Origin of the sequence: Akkermansia sp. AE01SA01 (assembly GCF_036417395.1) — a bacterium.
GTDB lineage: Bacteria > Verrucomicrobiota > Verrucomicrobiia > Verrucomicrobiales > Akkermansiaceae > Akkermansia.
The window spans coordinates 1350296-1365973 of sequence record NZ_CP143890.1 but is presented as its reverse complement, the minus strand read 5'-3'; the positions used below and the strand labels follow the sequence as shown (position 1 = coordinate 1365973).

At 56.0% G+C, this 15678-nt stretch carries 10 protein-coding genes; all 10 read right to left on the bottom strand.

The features are described 5' to 3' along the window. Window positions 1–17: 17 nt before the first annotated feature. Window positions 18–7316, bottom strand: coding sequence for a hypothetical protein (locus tag V3C19_RS05535; protein WP_302389095.1), 7299 nt, complete (start codon window positions 7314–7316; stop codon window positions 18–20). 28 nt (window positions 7317–7344) lie between these two features. Then, the gene (locus tag V3C19_RS05530; protein ID WP_302389098.1) at window positions 7345–9396 is read right to left on the bottom strand and encodes a hypothetical protein; all 2052 of its coding nucleotides are present in this window, start codon (window positions 9394–9396) and stop codon (window positions 7345–7347) included. 36 nt (window positions 9397–9432) lie between these two features. Further along, window positions 9433–9957: a hypothetical protein gene (locus tag V3C19_RS05525; protein WP_330937175.1), complete on the bottom strand. Its 525-nt coding sequence runs from the start codon at window positions 9955–9957 to the stop codon at window positions 9433–9435. A gap of 101 nt (window positions 9958–10058) precedes the next feature. After that, window positions 10059–10880: a hypothetical protein gene (locus V3C19_RS05520; RefSeq protein ID WP_302389103.1), complete on the bottom strand. Its 822-nt coding sequence runs from the start codon at window positions 10878–10880 to the stop codon at window positions 10059–10061. Window positions 10881–10924: 44 nt separating this feature from the next. After that, the gene (locus V3C19_RS05515) at window positions 10925–11176 is read right to left on the bottom strand and encodes a hypothetical protein (protein WP_302389106.1); all 252 of its coding nucleotides are present in this window, start codon (window positions 11174–11176) and stop codon (window positions 10925–10927) included. A 22-nt stretch (window positions 11177–11198) separates the two neighbouring features. Beyond that, window positions 11199–12803, bottom strand: a complete 1605-nt coding sequence (locus V3C19_RS05510) for a portal protein (RefSeq protein ID WP_330937174.1) — start codon at window positions 12801–12803, stop codon at window positions 11199–11201. A gap of 48 nt (window positions 12804–12851) precedes the next feature. Further along, window positions 12852–13037, bottom strand: coding sequence for a hypothetical protein (locus tag V3C19_RS05505; RefSeq protein ID WP_302389110.1), 186 nt, complete (start codon window positions 13035–13037; stop codon window positions 12852–12854). Window positions 13038–13152: 115 nt separating this feature from the next. After that, window positions 13153–14658, bottom strand: a complete 1506-nt coding sequence (locus V3C19_RS05500; RefSeq protein ID WP_330937173.1) for a hypothetical protein — start codon at window positions 14656–14658, stop codon at window positions 13153–13155. A 91-nt stretch (window positions 14659–14749) separates the two neighbouring features. Further along, window positions 14750–15190 carry a hypothetical protein gene (locus tag V3C19_RS05495; RefSeq protein ID WP_302389113.1) on the bottom strand — a complete coding sequence of 147 codons (441 nt, stop codon included), beginning with the start codon at window positions 15188–15190 and terminating at the stop codon, window positions 14750–14752. An 85-nt stretch (window positions 15191–15275) separates the two neighbouring features. Continuing rightward, complete coding sequence (locus V3C19_RS05490; protein ID WP_302389117.1) at window positions 15276–15650, bottom strand: hypothetical protein; 375 nt, start codon at window positions 15648–15650, stop codon at window positions 15276–15278. Window positions 15651–15678: the final 28 nt, after the last annotated feature.

Sequence of the window (15678 nt, the reverse complement as noted above, 5' to 3'; positions counted from 1 at the left end):
GCCTTGTTAAACTCCCCCTACTCTCCCAACCACTTCTCCGCCATCCCGGACAAATGCTTCAGGTAATTTGCCAACGCCGCCACCCCCAGACTCACGGACGTAATCGCCCCGCCCTTCGGACTCCGCCACGCGCCCAGCATGGCCGTCAGGCTTGCCAGCGTCGCCACGCTCCGGCTCTGTTGCCTCACATCCTTCCAGCTATCGGCATCAAAAATATTCGCCAGCCGTTCCAAATCCTTCAGTGTCAAATCCACTTGGGACCCCATCACCGCCGTCTGAGTCTGCATCTTCAGACCCAGCCAATCACAAACCCGATTCACGGCGGAATCCGTCAAATTGCCGAGAAACGGCACACCGTTCAACGGCCCCAGAACAATCCCCGGCAAATAATTCAGCGGATTGCGCCTCTCGTCGTCATCCCCGCCCGGCCTCATCAAGTTATTAATAAGATACCCCAGCGCCTGCATCGCCACGCCCTGAATCAGCCAGCTCCGCACCGCCAGCCTCACCTTCCCGCGCGTCAAATAATGCATCACCGTCGCACTCCGTTGCAACGTCTCGGACATCAAAAACCATTCTGCAGAAAAAATCCCCTTCGTCTTCTCCAGCATCTTCGGCATCTGAGTCCAATTAATCGGCTGAGCCGTGGAAAGCCCCTCCTCAATCACATCCCGCGCAAACTCCATCGCCTCCGGCTTCGTCATCCCCTGCTCAATCCCCTGCCGGAAATAATGGTCAAACGCCGCCGCAAAACTCACCGCGTTACTGCCGGAATCCAGCAACCCGAAAACCTTCCCGGACTGATTCACCACCTCTTCCATCATCCCAACCCGGCCACCAAGCTGCTTCTTGTAACCCAGCAACACGGAATACATAAACCCGTCCTTCCGCGCCTGAAACAAATCGGACTCAAAAAGCTCCTTCACACTCATCACGGACTTGCCGCCGGCCACCCGCGCCAGACCATGAACCCACTCGCCAATGCTCAAATCACACCCGTGCAGGGCATTAAACACCGCCGTCGTCTGTTTCAAATAACTCGTCACCTGCCCTAAAATCACGGACAGGGCGCGGGCATTCATCACCTCATTCTTCACCTTCTCCGCCGCGTCCAACTCAGCCACGGCATCCGCGCCTCCATGTTCTAGCCGGTTAATCAGCACCTGAAAACCCCGGTAATCCAGACCGCCCAAATTCGCCATCAGCTTCTGAGCCGTCGCCGGATCGCTTAAAATCCCCTTGTACCGCTCCACAACCTCCTGAGAACACACCCAATTAATCGCATTCGCATGATGCTTCCAAAACAAGGCCAACGCGCCCTGCGTCGTATCAAGATACCGTTTGTGCGCAAAATCACGCACGGAAAGGAACCCGTCCGTCCTACCCACGGCAACCGTCCCGTCATCCCCCAGAATCGCCGCCAGCTCGCCATCCTCCCGCGTCTCGGCCACCATCCAGCGGAGCGGAGAATAATCCCGCCGCTTGCTGAAAGGCACTCCATACCTCTCCTCATAAAGCGGCCTGATCCTGTCTCCGGTCAGTGCATACTCCTCAAACAACACCTTCTTCAGTGCCATCCCCATATCCCCTACAAACTCTTCCAGCTTCTCCCTGTGGGAATCATTCCAGCCGCGCCGCCGCATGGGAGTCACAAAATCCGCAACCCCTGAATTAAACACATTCGGCTGGTCCATGCACATCAGCACAAACAACGCCTGATCCCGGCTCAGCTTCGGCATCGGTTCTGCCTCCATATCATACCACTCCTCCACCTCAAACCACTTCCGCGCCCGGTTCTCTCCCCGGCCCCAGGACTCATACTCCTCCTTCAGCAAATCAATCGTCTTCTGGGAATACAAATCCACCCCCCACCACGGATTCTTCTCGCGCTTCTCCAAAAGCTTCGCCGCCTGGTCAATCGTCAGCCTCGTCTTCCTCACCCCCTTCTCAGCCAGACTCAGCCCCAAATCCTCCGCAGTCCCCCACATCTGAAGAAACTCATTCACCTTCCTGTCGGACTTCGTATTCAACAGCCTCTTCAGTACGCCGTTCATCTTGTCCACCTCTTCCGCCCTCAAGGACTGGGCCTTATCCGTAGCATTCAAAAAATCCTTCTTGAACCCCTTGAAAAACGACTGCCCCGGCCCGTCACAAAGCCGTTGCAAAAACCTCACCGGATTATCCAGCCAGCCCATCATCACGCCCCGCTTCGCCCGGCCCGTCTCACTATCCACGCCCAAATCGCTCACCTCCATCTGGGCCTGATGCACGCTCCTCTGGCTTACCCTCTTCGGCAGCTCATTCCTCAACGCCGTCCCGGCCTCCTTCCAGCCGTCCACCTTCTCCTGAAGATGTGCCTGCCATGCCTCCGCGCTTCGGTCGATAAACACGCTCACCGCCTCATGAATATCCAGCATCCGGTTCACATCCGCGGAACCGGCGGCGGAAAACTTCATCCACCAATTCAACTCCGTACAAAGCCGTTGCTTCTCAGCCAACAGCCCGCCGTCTGCCACCGGACTCTCCGTTCCCAACTCCCCGGACCAAAACTTATCCGTCCTCAACTTCTCTTCCACCGCCGCAACCCTCGCACTCAACTCCTCAACATGCACTTCCACCTCTCTCCCCGTCGCATACACCGCAGGCTTCACCACCCTCCGTAAAAACTCCGTGGGCCTCGCCCCCAACCGGCTCACCTTAAACTTGCGCGTCTTCTCGTCAATCACGGCCTCATGCTCTGAAATCAACCTCTTCACCTCGCCAAAAAGCTCATCCCGGACATGCAAATCAATCACCTCTCCACACCGCTTGTAAACCTTCATCAGCAAATCATCCACCGTCTTCCCGATCAACTCGTCAAAAAACTCCGGATGAAAATCCATCTTCCGGTTCGCCGCCGCAAGCTGACTCTTCGTCAAAGCATCCGTAGGAGAAAAACGCCCGTCCTCCAGCGCCCCCATCAGAAAATCCAAAAGCCTCTCCTGCCCGGCCAGCTTCCCGCGCACCCTCTCCGGCAGCGTGGCAATAGCCACCTTCATAATGCTCCTCGCCTCCGCGATCCGCACCCGCACATCATCCGCACTCGCTCCCCGGCTCCGGAACAGGGCGTCCAGCGCACGCCCCTCCTTCTCCACACGCTCAACCACATGCCCCCAATACCCGCGCACCGCCTCGCTCCGGCTCCGCTCCATCTGCCGCCTCATCTCCCCAAGCAAATCCTCCCGCACGGAAAAACTCACTCCCTGTCCACTCCCTCCATCCTGTCCATCCTTGACAACTCCCCCCTCATCTGCCACACTACCCTTGCGGCGTTGAGGACCATAAACCTCCGGCGTGCCGGTCCCGTCACCGGTGGACGCCGCCTTCACCCAGGCTGTCCGGAACGTCAGTCTGGGCTTTTTGCTTCTCCGGCCAGCCGTCTCAATCACCTGCTCTACGGAAAACACCTCTCCGTGAGGATAAACCTTCACGTACGCCACGGAAGACCTGTTACTCCCGCCCTTGCGGAACTCCATCCGGTCATACCCGTCCAGCACGTCCAGCACCAGCTTCACGTCATCCTTCGTCAAATCAAGCTGCCCCTTCCCTTGTTTGGAATCGTACCCGTGCTTCTTCAGTGCATGAACGATACCCTCTGCGGTAAACTCATGCACCATTCCGCGTACATCAATCCCCAGTCCGGCCTTAATATCGGCAATCTCCCTCTCTGACGCCTCCCGGAACTCCACGGCCCCCAGCTTCGTCTTATCCGCCTCTCCGCTATTCACCACCAAATCCACAAAATCCATCACTCTCCGTTTCCCGGCATCCTTCCCCATCTCGTCCAGCTTCTCCTTCACGGAAAAAGACACGCGGCGTTTAACCCGGCCCCCGCCATCCTTGGCAGGATCCTTCCCCCTTGCCACATCCAGCACAAACTGGGCCTCCTCCAGCGTTGCCCCTCTCATCATCTGGAAAAAATCAATCCCGGACTGTGCAAACTCCCGCTCCACATCCTCCTTCCCCTTATCCAGCACATCCTTCATCAACCCCTCCCGGTACGCGTCCGCCCCATACCGTTTTGCATACATCAAATGAAAATCATAATCCGTCAAAAGCTTCTCCGGCCTGCCCTTCAACTCCGCAAGCTGACGCTCAAACTTCCTCTTCGTTAAATCCGCCCGGCTCTGGGCAAAATCCGCTCCCACGGCATCATACACGAAAGAAGCGAAATCTCCTTTCACGGCTCCTGAATCCACCGCCTTCCGGAACGCCCCGGCCAAACCGGCCATCTCCGCTATCTTCCGGCCCAACGCCTCCATCACCTCCAAAAACCGCCTCACGGGCGCAGGCAAATCCTTCTTGCGGTACTCGCCGGCAAACACCGCCTGCATCAACTTGCTCATCCCCTCCACAACGGCCAGCTCGCTCCTCCCGGCATCCGTGCCCTTCGCCAGAAAACTCTCGTCCACCAGCTTCCAGCCTTTCACCCCCTGTTCCTTCAGGGCACTCTGAGTCTCCGCAAGATTGCGGGCAAACCACGCCAACTCCCTTCCGGCGGCCAGCTCGCCCTTCACATACAACTCAGCCATCTCCTCCACCAAATCCAAAAACGTCGTCTCCCCCTCATAAAACCGGATCACCCTCTTCCCGCACTCCAACTCATAATTAAACGCCGGAGCATGAACCCCGTCCCGCTCCATCACCCTCTCCACCTCCGCATCCGTCACCTCCCCGGAAAACCCCTCCCCGCGCGCCAGCTCGCCGCGCTTCAGGGCCACCTCCACGCGGTCCCGGAAATTATTCGGCAGTACGGCCATAAACACATCCTCTTCCTCCGCGCTCAAATCCTCCTTGCTCCACTCCCGCTTCCTGTCCTCCGCCTGCTTCCTGTTCCGTTCCGCCACGCGCATCAGGGCATCATCCGCCATCCTCCGCAGGGCCTTGTAACTCATTACCGTTCCCGTCCGCTTGAAATCCACGTTGCACCGTTCGGCAAAATAACCCACGGACGCACTCTCCATCACCGCATTCCTCAGCGTAAAATCCTGATTCAAGGCCCACTCCTGCACCTTCGCTGTCAGGAACCGGTTCCCCGTCTCCAAATCCATCTCCACAAACCCCTTCCCCTTCTTGGCATCGCTCACGCTCTCTCCACCCTCTCCCTTCTCTCCGCTCTCCCAGCCGCTAAACTCCACGGCCTCCGCATCATACACATGCAACTTCCCGTTCATGACCTCCGCGCGCGGAATTGCCCTCTGCTCCATCAAAGACTGAACCAGCGGCACATCTGGAGTCATCAGCACGCCGATAGGCTCGCCAAGCCTCTCCGCCGTCCTCTCCCGGCAATTCTTCTCAAGCACAATATCAAACAACCTCAGCTTGTCCCCGTCGTTCTCCGCATTCAGGACGGCCTTAATCTCCTCATCCGTAAACTTCAGCCCCTTCATGGCCTCCGGACTCTCCGCGCACTCCATCTTCACCCCCCTGATCCTCTCGTCCGCCACAGCCGCCGCGCGGAACGGACTATTCTTCGCGTAACGTCCGTAACCCAGCAACAGGGACATAGGCAGGGCCACCAGAAAATTCCTCCACGTCATCGCCTCGCGGGCCTCCGCATCCGCTTCATCCCAGCTCTTCCCGTTCCCCCCTGTGAACATATTGGACGCCACGGAACGCACATAAGGCTCAATCACCGTCTGAGTATGCAGAACCCCATTCTCCAGCCCCACAAACAGCGGTCCGCGCCCCCAGAAACGGTCTGTCTCCAAGGCACGGCCCAAAAGCCCCCGCATCCCTGTCTTCCGCCCTGCCCAATTCATCAGCCTGTCATAAGCCTTCCCCACCAGCTTCCCGCCTTTCCCAAGCCCCCAAATATTGGTTGCCCACATCCCCACGCCTTCGCCATAGGCCGCATTTCTGGCCGTCAAATTATCCGCGCCCTTAGCCAAATAAGATGTCTCAGCCGTATCCTGAACTTCTAACAATGAAGACACTCCATAAGTAGTTGCAAAAGGAACCATCCCACCAAAACAACCGGAAACATCCTCCATCAAACTCACAAACTCATTCTCAGAACGGGCCTTGTACTGACCCATACGTATCTGTTGAACATCCTGAGCCACCTTATTCACGCGGGCGGTCCAGTGCGGATCAGAAAACTTCTCCTCCCCCTTCTTTGTTAAACCCACGCTCTCCAAAAACTCTGCCAAACCAGACTCTACCCAACGAGAAGCCCCATGCACCAACCCTTCATTCGCCATCCCGGCAAAACTATTCAACATTCTCCCTGCCGCGTTCTCCTGCCCCTTCTGTAAATCCACCAGCCCGGCAATCGCCCCAAGAGCCAGCTCATACGCCTGCGGATCATCCCGGTGAAGCTTCGCCAGCTCCACCACCCAGCGGCCCTCCTCATACTTGGAATACCCATACGTTCTCAGCCCGTCAATGCCTGTCTGCATCCCCTGAGCCTTCGGGCTATGGCCGTCATCGCCGTAAGCCATCTCCTTCACAAACGCCGCCGCCCGTCTCTGGCTCTCTGCCAGCCGTCCCGCCGCCGCCAGAAACTCCGGACTCCTGCCCGCGTGATCTCGCGGATCAAGGGAAAACTCCTTCCCGCTCCCCGTTGCGGTCATCATCTCGCCCCACACATCGGCCAAATCCCTCTTCACCTGTTCCCGCCTGGTACGTCCCGCCCCGGCCTGCCGGCGCAACTCCGCCGCCATCACATGGGCTTCATCCGTGTCCAGTCCCAGCCTCTCCGCCAGAAACACCCGGCTCAACGCGGGCGCACCGCCCACAAACGCCTGAACATACCCGTCAACCAGCACCTCATCCTTCTCCTCCTGACTCAGCCCCTTGTAAAAACTCACAACACCCTTCCCAAGCGTACCCTCCACATCCTTCACCTGATCCGCGTCCAGCTCCACACCCTCGCCAATCTCCGCCATAAGCTGATAAGCCCGGCCCCGCTTCACATCAGCCGCCGCCGCCACGCTTCCCCGGCCCAGCCCCCTCTTCTCCCAATACTCCTCCAAAGACTGTTTCACGGTCCCGTACTCCGGACTATCCACACTCATCAAACTAAAATCCGCCATCACGGACCGGTACTGCCTGTCACTCGTAATCACCTGTCCCGGCACCCATCGCCTTCCCTCATCCTCCACAACGGCGGCCACCTCCTCAACCTGATCCCCGCCCATCACATTCAGACCGCCATCCGGCCCCACCTGCGGCCTATTCACAATCCCCGGCCTCAAATCCACATGCCCCGCTTCATCCTGTCCATTCAATCCGGCCATGCCACTCTGCTTCTTCATTTCCAAAACGTCATTCATAAAATATTTAATCTTTAATCACTAATAATTAGTCTTTATTAAAAAGCTTCCCCCGCCCTTCCTTCTCCGCCTTCTCCTTATCCGGAAAATCAAACCTCACCGCCGCCTTGAACTTGCTCCCCGGCACCAGCCGCAGAGCAATAGCTGCCTTGCGGGAAAACCCGAACGCATTCCCAGGTACCACGGCCACCCGCTGGGGCCTGTACACCCGGCCATCGGAAAGCTCAAAACTCACATCCGGCACAAACTGTCCCTTCAACTGCGGAAACCGTGCCAAATGATCCTCTCCGACAACAAAACACTCCTCATCCCACACCGCCTTCACATGCGGATCACGCGCATCCGCCACCGGCACACTCATCGTCTTCGTCCGCACACTCAGCCTCTCATCCGGCTGAGGAAGTGCAAGAGCCTTCTTCTTCAACTCGCTCAAAGCCCCCTGAGCCTTCATGCGCTGGACAAAATCGGCGTCATCATCCTTCGCGGCATCCGCTTCGGAACCATTCTGCAGAAGCAGAAAATCCAGCGTGGAAGCATGCCGCCCCGTCAGCCTGTACGCCTTCTCCCTCATCGCAGTAACAAACCTCACGGAACTCTTCTCGCCCGGATGCGCCGCCTGCCACTCCACAGCCCACCTCTTCATCTCCATGACATTCCGCTTGCTCTGAATCTCCGCCTCCTTCTTCCACCGCTCCACATTCAACTCCAACCCGCTCCCGCGCCGCGCCATCTCCCCCTTTTTCTCGCCATTCACATTGACAACAGATGCCTTCTCAACCTCAAACTCCCTCAACGCCTCACTGTGCCACGCTAAATTCCGGAGAGCATCAGCAGAAACAAACTCGCCCGTACTCTCCATTGTCTTCAGCACTTCATCCACATCAAACCCGATCCTGTCCGTCTTCTTCCCCTGCATCGCAAGCACCCGGTTCTCAAGAGTGGACTCCATCACATCCTGAAAAACATTGCTCACGCCATGTTCCTTCCACCGCCGCTTCAGCTCGCCCAGAAACATCATGTAGGACGGAGACCCCACGCCCCCATCCTTCAGCAACCCACTCACATCAGCCGCCAGCACCTCATTCATGCTCGTCACGCCAATTTCCTCCGTTGTCGGCATCCGCCCCTCCGCCGCCCTCACCCGGATCAAATCAACCACCGGATCGGCCACACCGCTCTTAAACTCTACCTTCTTCCTCCCCGCAACCCGGGAAACACCCTGTCCACCTTGTCCATTAAATCCATCCACGCCATCACCCACAGGCCCGCCCTCTTCCCCGTCCTCGTCATACGGCTCCTCTAAAAGCACCTGCTCATACAGCCTCTTCCCGCCTTCCCCCAGCGGCATCCCCGTAACATCGTACAGGCTCACCGTTGTCGGCACCCCGGCCTGATCCTGCAACAGCCGGCCATAAGTGGCAATCGCCGTTCGGGAAAGCATCCCGTTATACTTCCCGTCAATCAAATCCGCCGCTAACTGGTCGGGACGCTCATCAAAATCCCGTGCCGCCCTCAGCGTACCAATCTGCTTCTTGGCGGAATCAAACATCCGTGCCGCCCTCATCGCGTCCACATGCACGCCCACGCCGGAACGTAACACATCCTGAACGCGATCCAAATCCCCGCTCTCCACGGCGGACGCCCAATCAGCCGCAAAAGCCGCCTTCGCCCTCTTTGCCACCAGCCTCCGGTGCCTGTCCTCCAACGCCTCCCCGCCCCGCTGAAACAGATCTTCCACGGAAGAGGAATACCGGCTTGCCGCCTCCGGCGTCATAAACTCCGGCTCCTTCACCAGCTCCCTCCGCTTGTCCAGGGCCTCCCGCCAATCCATCCCGTTATCTACATCACCCTCCGCTTCCTGCAACCGCCTGCGTGCATCCGTCAGCCCCAGACGGAAACTCTCGTCATCCTTCAGGGCATTCTCCCTGCGTATCAAATCCTGTCCCAAATCATCCACAGCCTGCCCTGCACGGGCCACCTGCCCGAACACGCCGGCCGCCGCCTGAGCCGCCGCCCCCGCCGCTTCCGGACTCACTGCCCCGGCCCTGAACCCGTTATCCCCAATCAATCCGACCTTCATAAACCCTTCCAACTATTGCCTGTTAAATCTTAACTATTACCTGCTCAACACCCTTCCCGCCGTCACCGCCGGAACAGCCGCCATCCCGAACCCGGTCAAAGAAAGGGCACTCCCGGCCACGGCCCCCAGAACCGTCCCCAAAGCCCCCATCTTGGAAGCCCGCGCCGCCTGCCTCGCCTGCCACTCCTGCAAATCCGCCTGATAAAGCGCGCTCCTCCGCTGATTCTCCCGCTGAGTAGCGGCCTGAGCTATCCCAAGCTCATACTGCTTCATCAGCGTCATCTCCCCCACACTCCCCGTCCCTGTGGACAAAAACCCGGAAACCGCCTGAGCCGCCCGCGCACTGCTCGCATCCGCATTCTGATTCATGCGCTGAAGATACTCATCCGCCAGAGCGGAATCATAAGCCCCCTGCGCCTCCCTACGCAAATTCCCCGCACTTGCCAGCCCTGCCGCCTTCTGGGCCTTTCCTGCCTGATACTGGTTCAGAGCGGACAGGGCCCCTCCGGCCAAACTCACACCATTCCCAAACAGAGAAAACTCCCCTGCATGGTCACGCATAAACCCTTGAAACCCTGTCGCACTCGTCGCCATAACAACAATTACCTATTAACCTTAACTATTACCTATTAACTATTACCTGTTAACTCTCACCTACTCTCTCAACCCAGCGTCATCTTGGTAAGCTCATTCACTCTGTCTTGAGCCCGTTGCCAATTAGGATCGCTGCTATCGAAAAACGCCTTGCTCAACTCGTGGCTCCCGCTGTAAATGGAATCAAGCTCCTGTTCGGCAGTGGCTACGGACGCCATCCGGTTCACATTCGCAAACCCGGCCTCCTTCATCCGCTCGGAAAGTCCATAAAAAAACTTCACCACCTCCGGATTATTCCGCAACTCCGGCATATTAAACACACTGGCATCGACGCCGAACTCTGCCGCCAAATTGCACAGCGTATTATTACAGGCTTCCATCACGGCCTTGAACTTATTCCCGTAAGTCTGTTGTAACGTCTTTAACTGATCATTGCTGGAATCTACCCGTGCCTGTTCTATCTGGGCTTCCGTCTCATTAATAAAAGACTGGACATCTCCCATCACGGCAGACAAAGCCTCAGCCTGAATTCCCGCCTTGTGCGCCGCCGTGCGGGCGCGCTCAAAAAGCTGGTAATCCAGACTCTCAGGCTCCACCCCTTCAAACAGGTTTGTCGCATACTCCGCCAAATCCGGCAAAGCCGCAGGACTGGAATCACCGTTGCCCGGAACCGGAGGAACCGAACCTGTAGGAGCTGTCCCGCCATTGCCCGAAACCGGAGGAACCGAACCTGTAGGACCTGTCCCGCCATTGCCCGGTGCCGGAGGAACCGGACCCGTAGGACCTGTCCCGCCATTACCTGGTGCCGGAGTCCCCGTACCATTCTGTCCAAACACTACCGGCTGAGTAGCCCCAGCCCCGCCATTGTTGTTTTGTTCTACTTCGCTCATAACAAAAAACTATTAACTATTCACCATTAACTTTTAACTGCAACTCACTCCCGGCTTCTCTCCCAGGCAAGCCTGAACGTCATCCACACCAGCCGGAAAGCATCCTGCCTCATGGCGTCCAATGGATTCCACTCGCCATTAAAAAAACGAAAAGCCGCCTGATTAACCTCGAACTCCCGCTCAAACCACTCCTGCATGGCCTTCATGCTTGCTTCATCCAGCCTCCCGAAAGCATCCGTCAGCAACTGCTTGACCCTCTTCTCTTCGTCCTCTTCATTAAAATCCAGTAAATCCATAATCCTTTCCTTCCATTAAAAATCACTGGACCATTTCTTCAGGTGCGCCGCCCTGCTTCATCTGCTGGACATACGCCATCACCTCCTTCATGCGTTCTTCCTTCTTCTCGTCATCCTGAATAAACTTCTCAGGAACGCCGCCGTTCCTCACTACCTCCTGAGCTGCAAAATTCCAATCAAACCGATGCACGACCGTCGGATCAAACTGCGCCATCCTTGCCACAACCTCCGTTGCGGACATAATCCCCCCGCTATGCACCTGCTTCATCAACTGAATAAACTTGGAATTATAAACCACCTGCGGCAGGGCTTCAGGATTGAAAATCTCTCCGCCGTCAGAATCTATCAATAACAATTCCTTCGGCACATTCTCCCTGTCCAGCAACCGGGCGCGGAACATCAGCGCAAACACCCTCAGCATCACCGGACGGGAATCATTCAAATGCTGGAAAAACGTAGGACTGAAAGCCCGCAACTGCTCATCAAGCCGCGCATTCACCTCTGTTGCCGTCATTTCTCCCTTATGTGCGCCGAACAAATCCAGCACATCCAGATAAAAAGCGGACCTCACCACCTGCCGGTCCTGCTCCATCTCCGCCATCAACTCACTATACTGCCCCACCGTCGCCCACTCCTGAGGCAACTGATCCGTCCCCTTCACTGGCGTTTGGCCGCCCGGCCTCAAATTCACGCGCCCCACAAGGTCCGCTGAAGTCTTCACGCGCGGAAAAGCCTTCAGCTCGCCCAACAGACGGATCACCCGCTTATTATACTGCAAATGTAAAATCTCCGGCCAGCACAACCGCGCCGGAGCAATCCCAAACTGATTTCCCCACTTCAAAAACCGGGAAACCATATACGGAAACTCTTCAAACCCGCCTTCCTCAAGAACATGCTTATCCGTTTTCTCCACATACATGGAAAAACACTCCATTTCCGTCAAGGGATCATAACGATCCTTCTTCCCGACCGCATGTAAAATTGTAAACTTCTTCTTGTGCCGCTCTACCTCATCCCCGTAGGCTTCCTTCATCCCTTTGCTCAGTCGATCCGCTCCGCCGAAAAACTTGACAGCCTGAGCCGCCGTCCACTCAAAACTGCGAATAAACATGCACGGCATCCCTAAATCGTCTTCGGCAAAAACAAATGAATCGAACGGAACATAGCTGAACACCAACTTGTTACTATTCGTCATCCCGCAATAAAAAGCTCCGGTTCCCAACCCGCACCTGTCAAGAAGAGCCTGCTGATTAACCGTATAAAAATTACTCTCGGTCAAAGCCTGATAAACCCGCTCCGCGCAATCCCCCAGCCACTTCTTCACGCGGGAAGAAGCCTTGTTGTCCAGACCAAGCGTGGAAGACGGCTCATAGGAAAACCAAATCTTTCCGGGGTCGAAAAGAAAACTCTGATGCGCCGCCGCCAGACGTTCATTCGCCCGGACAGCCGTGGAATCATGTAAATTCTTCAGGTCCACCCCCATCCATGAAAACTTGCTCTCCAACTCCGTAGGAGAAAAAGGCAAAACAAACTTCCTCAGCTGGTCAGCCCAGCTCTTGGCATCCTGCTTCTCGGACTTCAGCCCTTCATAAAGATCAACAACCCCTTCAGCATCCATAAACCCCATTCCCTACTAACTATTCCCTCTTAACTATTACCTGCTACCTATCCGCCATCAGCCCAGCGTCTTCCGGTAACTCGCTCCTGCCGCCTGACCAAACACGGAACCGCCGTTACCCTTGGCCGTAAACGTCTTATCCATCCCATAACGTTTCTTGGCACGCGCCTTGACGGTATTCTCTCCTGTCTCAGACGTATCAATCACCTCCGGAGCCTTAACTACTTCCTGTTGTTTTGGCATTGGAGCCGCTTTCGGACTAATAAACTTTCCCATGCGCGCACCATCCCACGCCTCCGAAAAAAAAGAGTGGGTGCAAATGTCACACCCATTCCAAACAGCACGCCTCTCGCAACCGTCAGGGCATCTCCGCAACGCCCAAATCCCGGCTCCGCCAATCATCCCCCCTCAACTGCTCCATGCCCACAATCGAACTCGCAAACCCCTCAATCAACCCATGACAGGCAGCTTCGATAAACATCCGGAACGCATCCGCAAAATGGGAACAATCGTCATGATCAATCCTCCCGTTCTCGTCCGTCCGGTAAGACTCCATACAATCCAGCAGTCCCGGCAAACCATCCTCGCTCCCGTCCTCTATCCGGTCCCCGCACCGTTCATGCCAGACGGTAGTGGGCAAAAACGCCCTCACCTCGCTGATGGACAGCCACACGCTCCCAGTCTTCGGCACCACCTTCACATTCTGCCTTCCGTTCTCCTCCAAAGTATCCTTGGCCGTCTTCCGGTCATTCGTTGTTGCGTGCCCTCCGTCGTGCGGTAAAAGATCACAATAAGTCTTAAACCCGACCACCTTCTCAAACGACCTCACCTTGATCAGCATATCCAGCACACAGGACTTCTTCGCCTGAATCCCGCCGACAACGCGCGTTTCACCGCCCACCTTCTGGAAAAACACCACTGCCATATGGTCCGCCACGCCAATATCCCAGGTGCAATAAACCGGCGCATACGGATGCACCACAAACCGGCTCCCGATGCGCCCTTGCCTTCTCAACTCCCGGAACTGGACGCAATAAATGGCATCATCCCCAATCGCGTCAAAAGCCTCATCCGGAACGCTTGGATACTCTTCATTAATATTGAAATCAGACTGTCCGTTCTTCCACTCCCACCACAGCCGCGCAGACTCCGGCACATCCACGCCATGAATCTCCTTCAATCTCGTAAAATACTCGACCGTCTCATCCTTGAAAACATGCCCTTCCGGCACCTCCAACTGATAACGGCTCTCCTCATACCACGGGAAAAAATGAAACCGCCAGTCCACAGGCAGAAGAGGCTTCCCCACCTTCCTCATGGCATCCCGCATCAAATTGTAATTCACGCCGCTCCTGCCGCCTTCGTGCGTACTCTCCACGACGATCCTCCCGCTTGTCGGCACCGCCTCAAACCCGCCGTTCACTACTTCCTTTGCCCGGTCCGGAAACCTCTTTGCCATCTTCGCCAACTCGGAAACGTGCATAAACTGCAACGTCCCTCCACGAAACGTATTATCTGTATAAACAGCAGACCCATTCCTGAAGGCCAGCTTATTGGATGTCGCCGTTGCCGGAACAAGGGAACCGTCCTTCTTCTCCACGCCGATCCGCCGTTTTTTCTGGTACATCAAACCAGCAATCACACGCCGTTCCCTGTCTGCCCCTTCTGGTACGTAATCCAGATGATCCCACTGGAACCGTACCGCCATCAACTTCTTTTGACCCTCCGGAAGCCTCCAATCAATAATGGCCGCCGTCTTGTTCTCATGCCAGAAAACGAAATCAGCAATCAACACGCACATCAGCGTGGAAAGCCCCAACTGCCGCGCCTTCAGGATCGCATTGCGCCTATGTTCATTCGCCAAAAACTTCCGTTGAACCTCATTAGGACGAAACGGAACAACACGGCCATCAACATCCTTGATCCAGTAAAGATGCTCCAGACGCCAATTCCTGTTATTCAGCCGCAGCTTCCAATAAGCCAGCGTCTCCTGATACCTCTTCTCCGCCTGATCCATAATCCCCTGTTCTTTCCTCTAACGTTCCTTCAAACAAATCTTCAAAAAAGCTTCCCTGTAAATTCACATCACGCTTCTCCGGCGCATAATCCCCCATCATCTTATTATCCAGATCGAGAGCCTTCATACGTTCCGCATGAGTTGGAGGCATCTCAAACAAAAAATCACGATGAGAAATAAAAGCCTTCCCCCGCGCAATCTCGGCAAGAAGAAGCCTCTTCTCCTGCATGGTAAGGCAATTCTCATCATGAAGCCTCTGCCTGATCTTCGCAATCTCTTCCTTGATGCCCGGTTCTTTCTGCTTTCTGGAGGCCGCCGCCTGAGCGGACTCATTGCTCTTGCACTTAAACCCGGCTTCGATGTAGGCTTCATAAGCCATTAAGCCGGAAGCGCAAAACTCGCAGAATCTATAATCCCTCTCACTTAACATTTCTTAACAAATCATTACCTCTTAAACACTTGCATCAACAAAGCAACGCATCCTTCTTCCCCTTCCCGGCCCCGGAAGCCTTCTCCTCTCCGGCCTCTCCCGGCTTCCCTTCTTCTCTTTCTTCCAACTTCTTCAGGACATCCTTCAGAGCTGCCGGATTATCCATCAAAGCCAACCTTGCCATAAGGCCATCAAACTCTCCCAGGCATCGCTTCATCACGCCCTGTCCCTTATCCGTCAGCTTGTACACATACTCCACCTGACCATGACCGGACGACCGGAACGGCCTCATCTCCACATCCCGAACCTGCTTCAAACGTTGAAGAATCTGCCTGACTGTACTCCGGTCATACCCCGTCTCCGTGGCAATCACCATACACGTCTGTTCCCGGTCCGCAAGAGAGACCATAACCGCCAACTGACCTTGATTCAGGGCG

What these genes read in the sequence shown, in the direction of transcription:
- V3C19_RS05495 (WP_302389113.1), bottom strand. Translation starts at nt 15,190, where the DNA reads ATGGCTTATGAAGCCTACATCGAAGCCGGGTTTAAGTGCAAGAGCAAT.
- V3C19_RS05515 (WP_302389106.1), bottom strand. Translation starts at nt 11,176, where the DNA reads ATGGATTTACTGGATTTTAATGAAGAGGACGAAGAGAAGAGGGTCAAG.
- V3C19_RS05490 (WP_302389117.1), bottom strand. Translation starts at nt 15,650, where the DNA reads ATGGTCTCTCTTGCGGACCGGGAACAGACGTGTATGGTGATTGCCACG.
- V3C19_RS05520 (WP_302389103.1), bottom strand. Translation starts at nt 10,880, where the DNA reads ATGAGCGAAGTAGAACAAAACAACAATGGCGGGGCTGGGGCTACTCAG.
- V3C19_RS05510 (WP_330937174.1), bottom strand. Translation starts at nt 12,803, where the DNA reads ATGGGGTTTATGGATGCTGAAGGGGTTGTTGATCTTTATGAAGGGCTG.
- V3C19_RS05525 (WP_330937175.1), bottom strand. Translation starts at nt 9,957, where the DNA reads ATGCGTGACCATGCAGGGGAGTTTTCTCTGTTTGGGAATGGTGTGAGT.
- V3C19_RS05535 (WP_302389095.1), bottom strand. Translation starts at nt 7,316, where the DNA reads ATGAATGACGTTTTGGAAATGAAGAAGCAGAGTGGCATGGCCGGATTG.
- V3C19_RS05505 (WP_302389110.1), bottom strand. Translation starts at nt 13,037, where the DNA reads ATGCCAAAACAACAGGAAGTAGTTAAGGCTCCGGAGGTGATTGATACG.
- V3C19_RS05530 (WP_302389098.1), bottom strand. Translation starts at nt 9,396, where the DNA reads ATGAAGGTCGGATTGATTGGGGATAACGGGTTCAGGGCCGGGGCAGTG.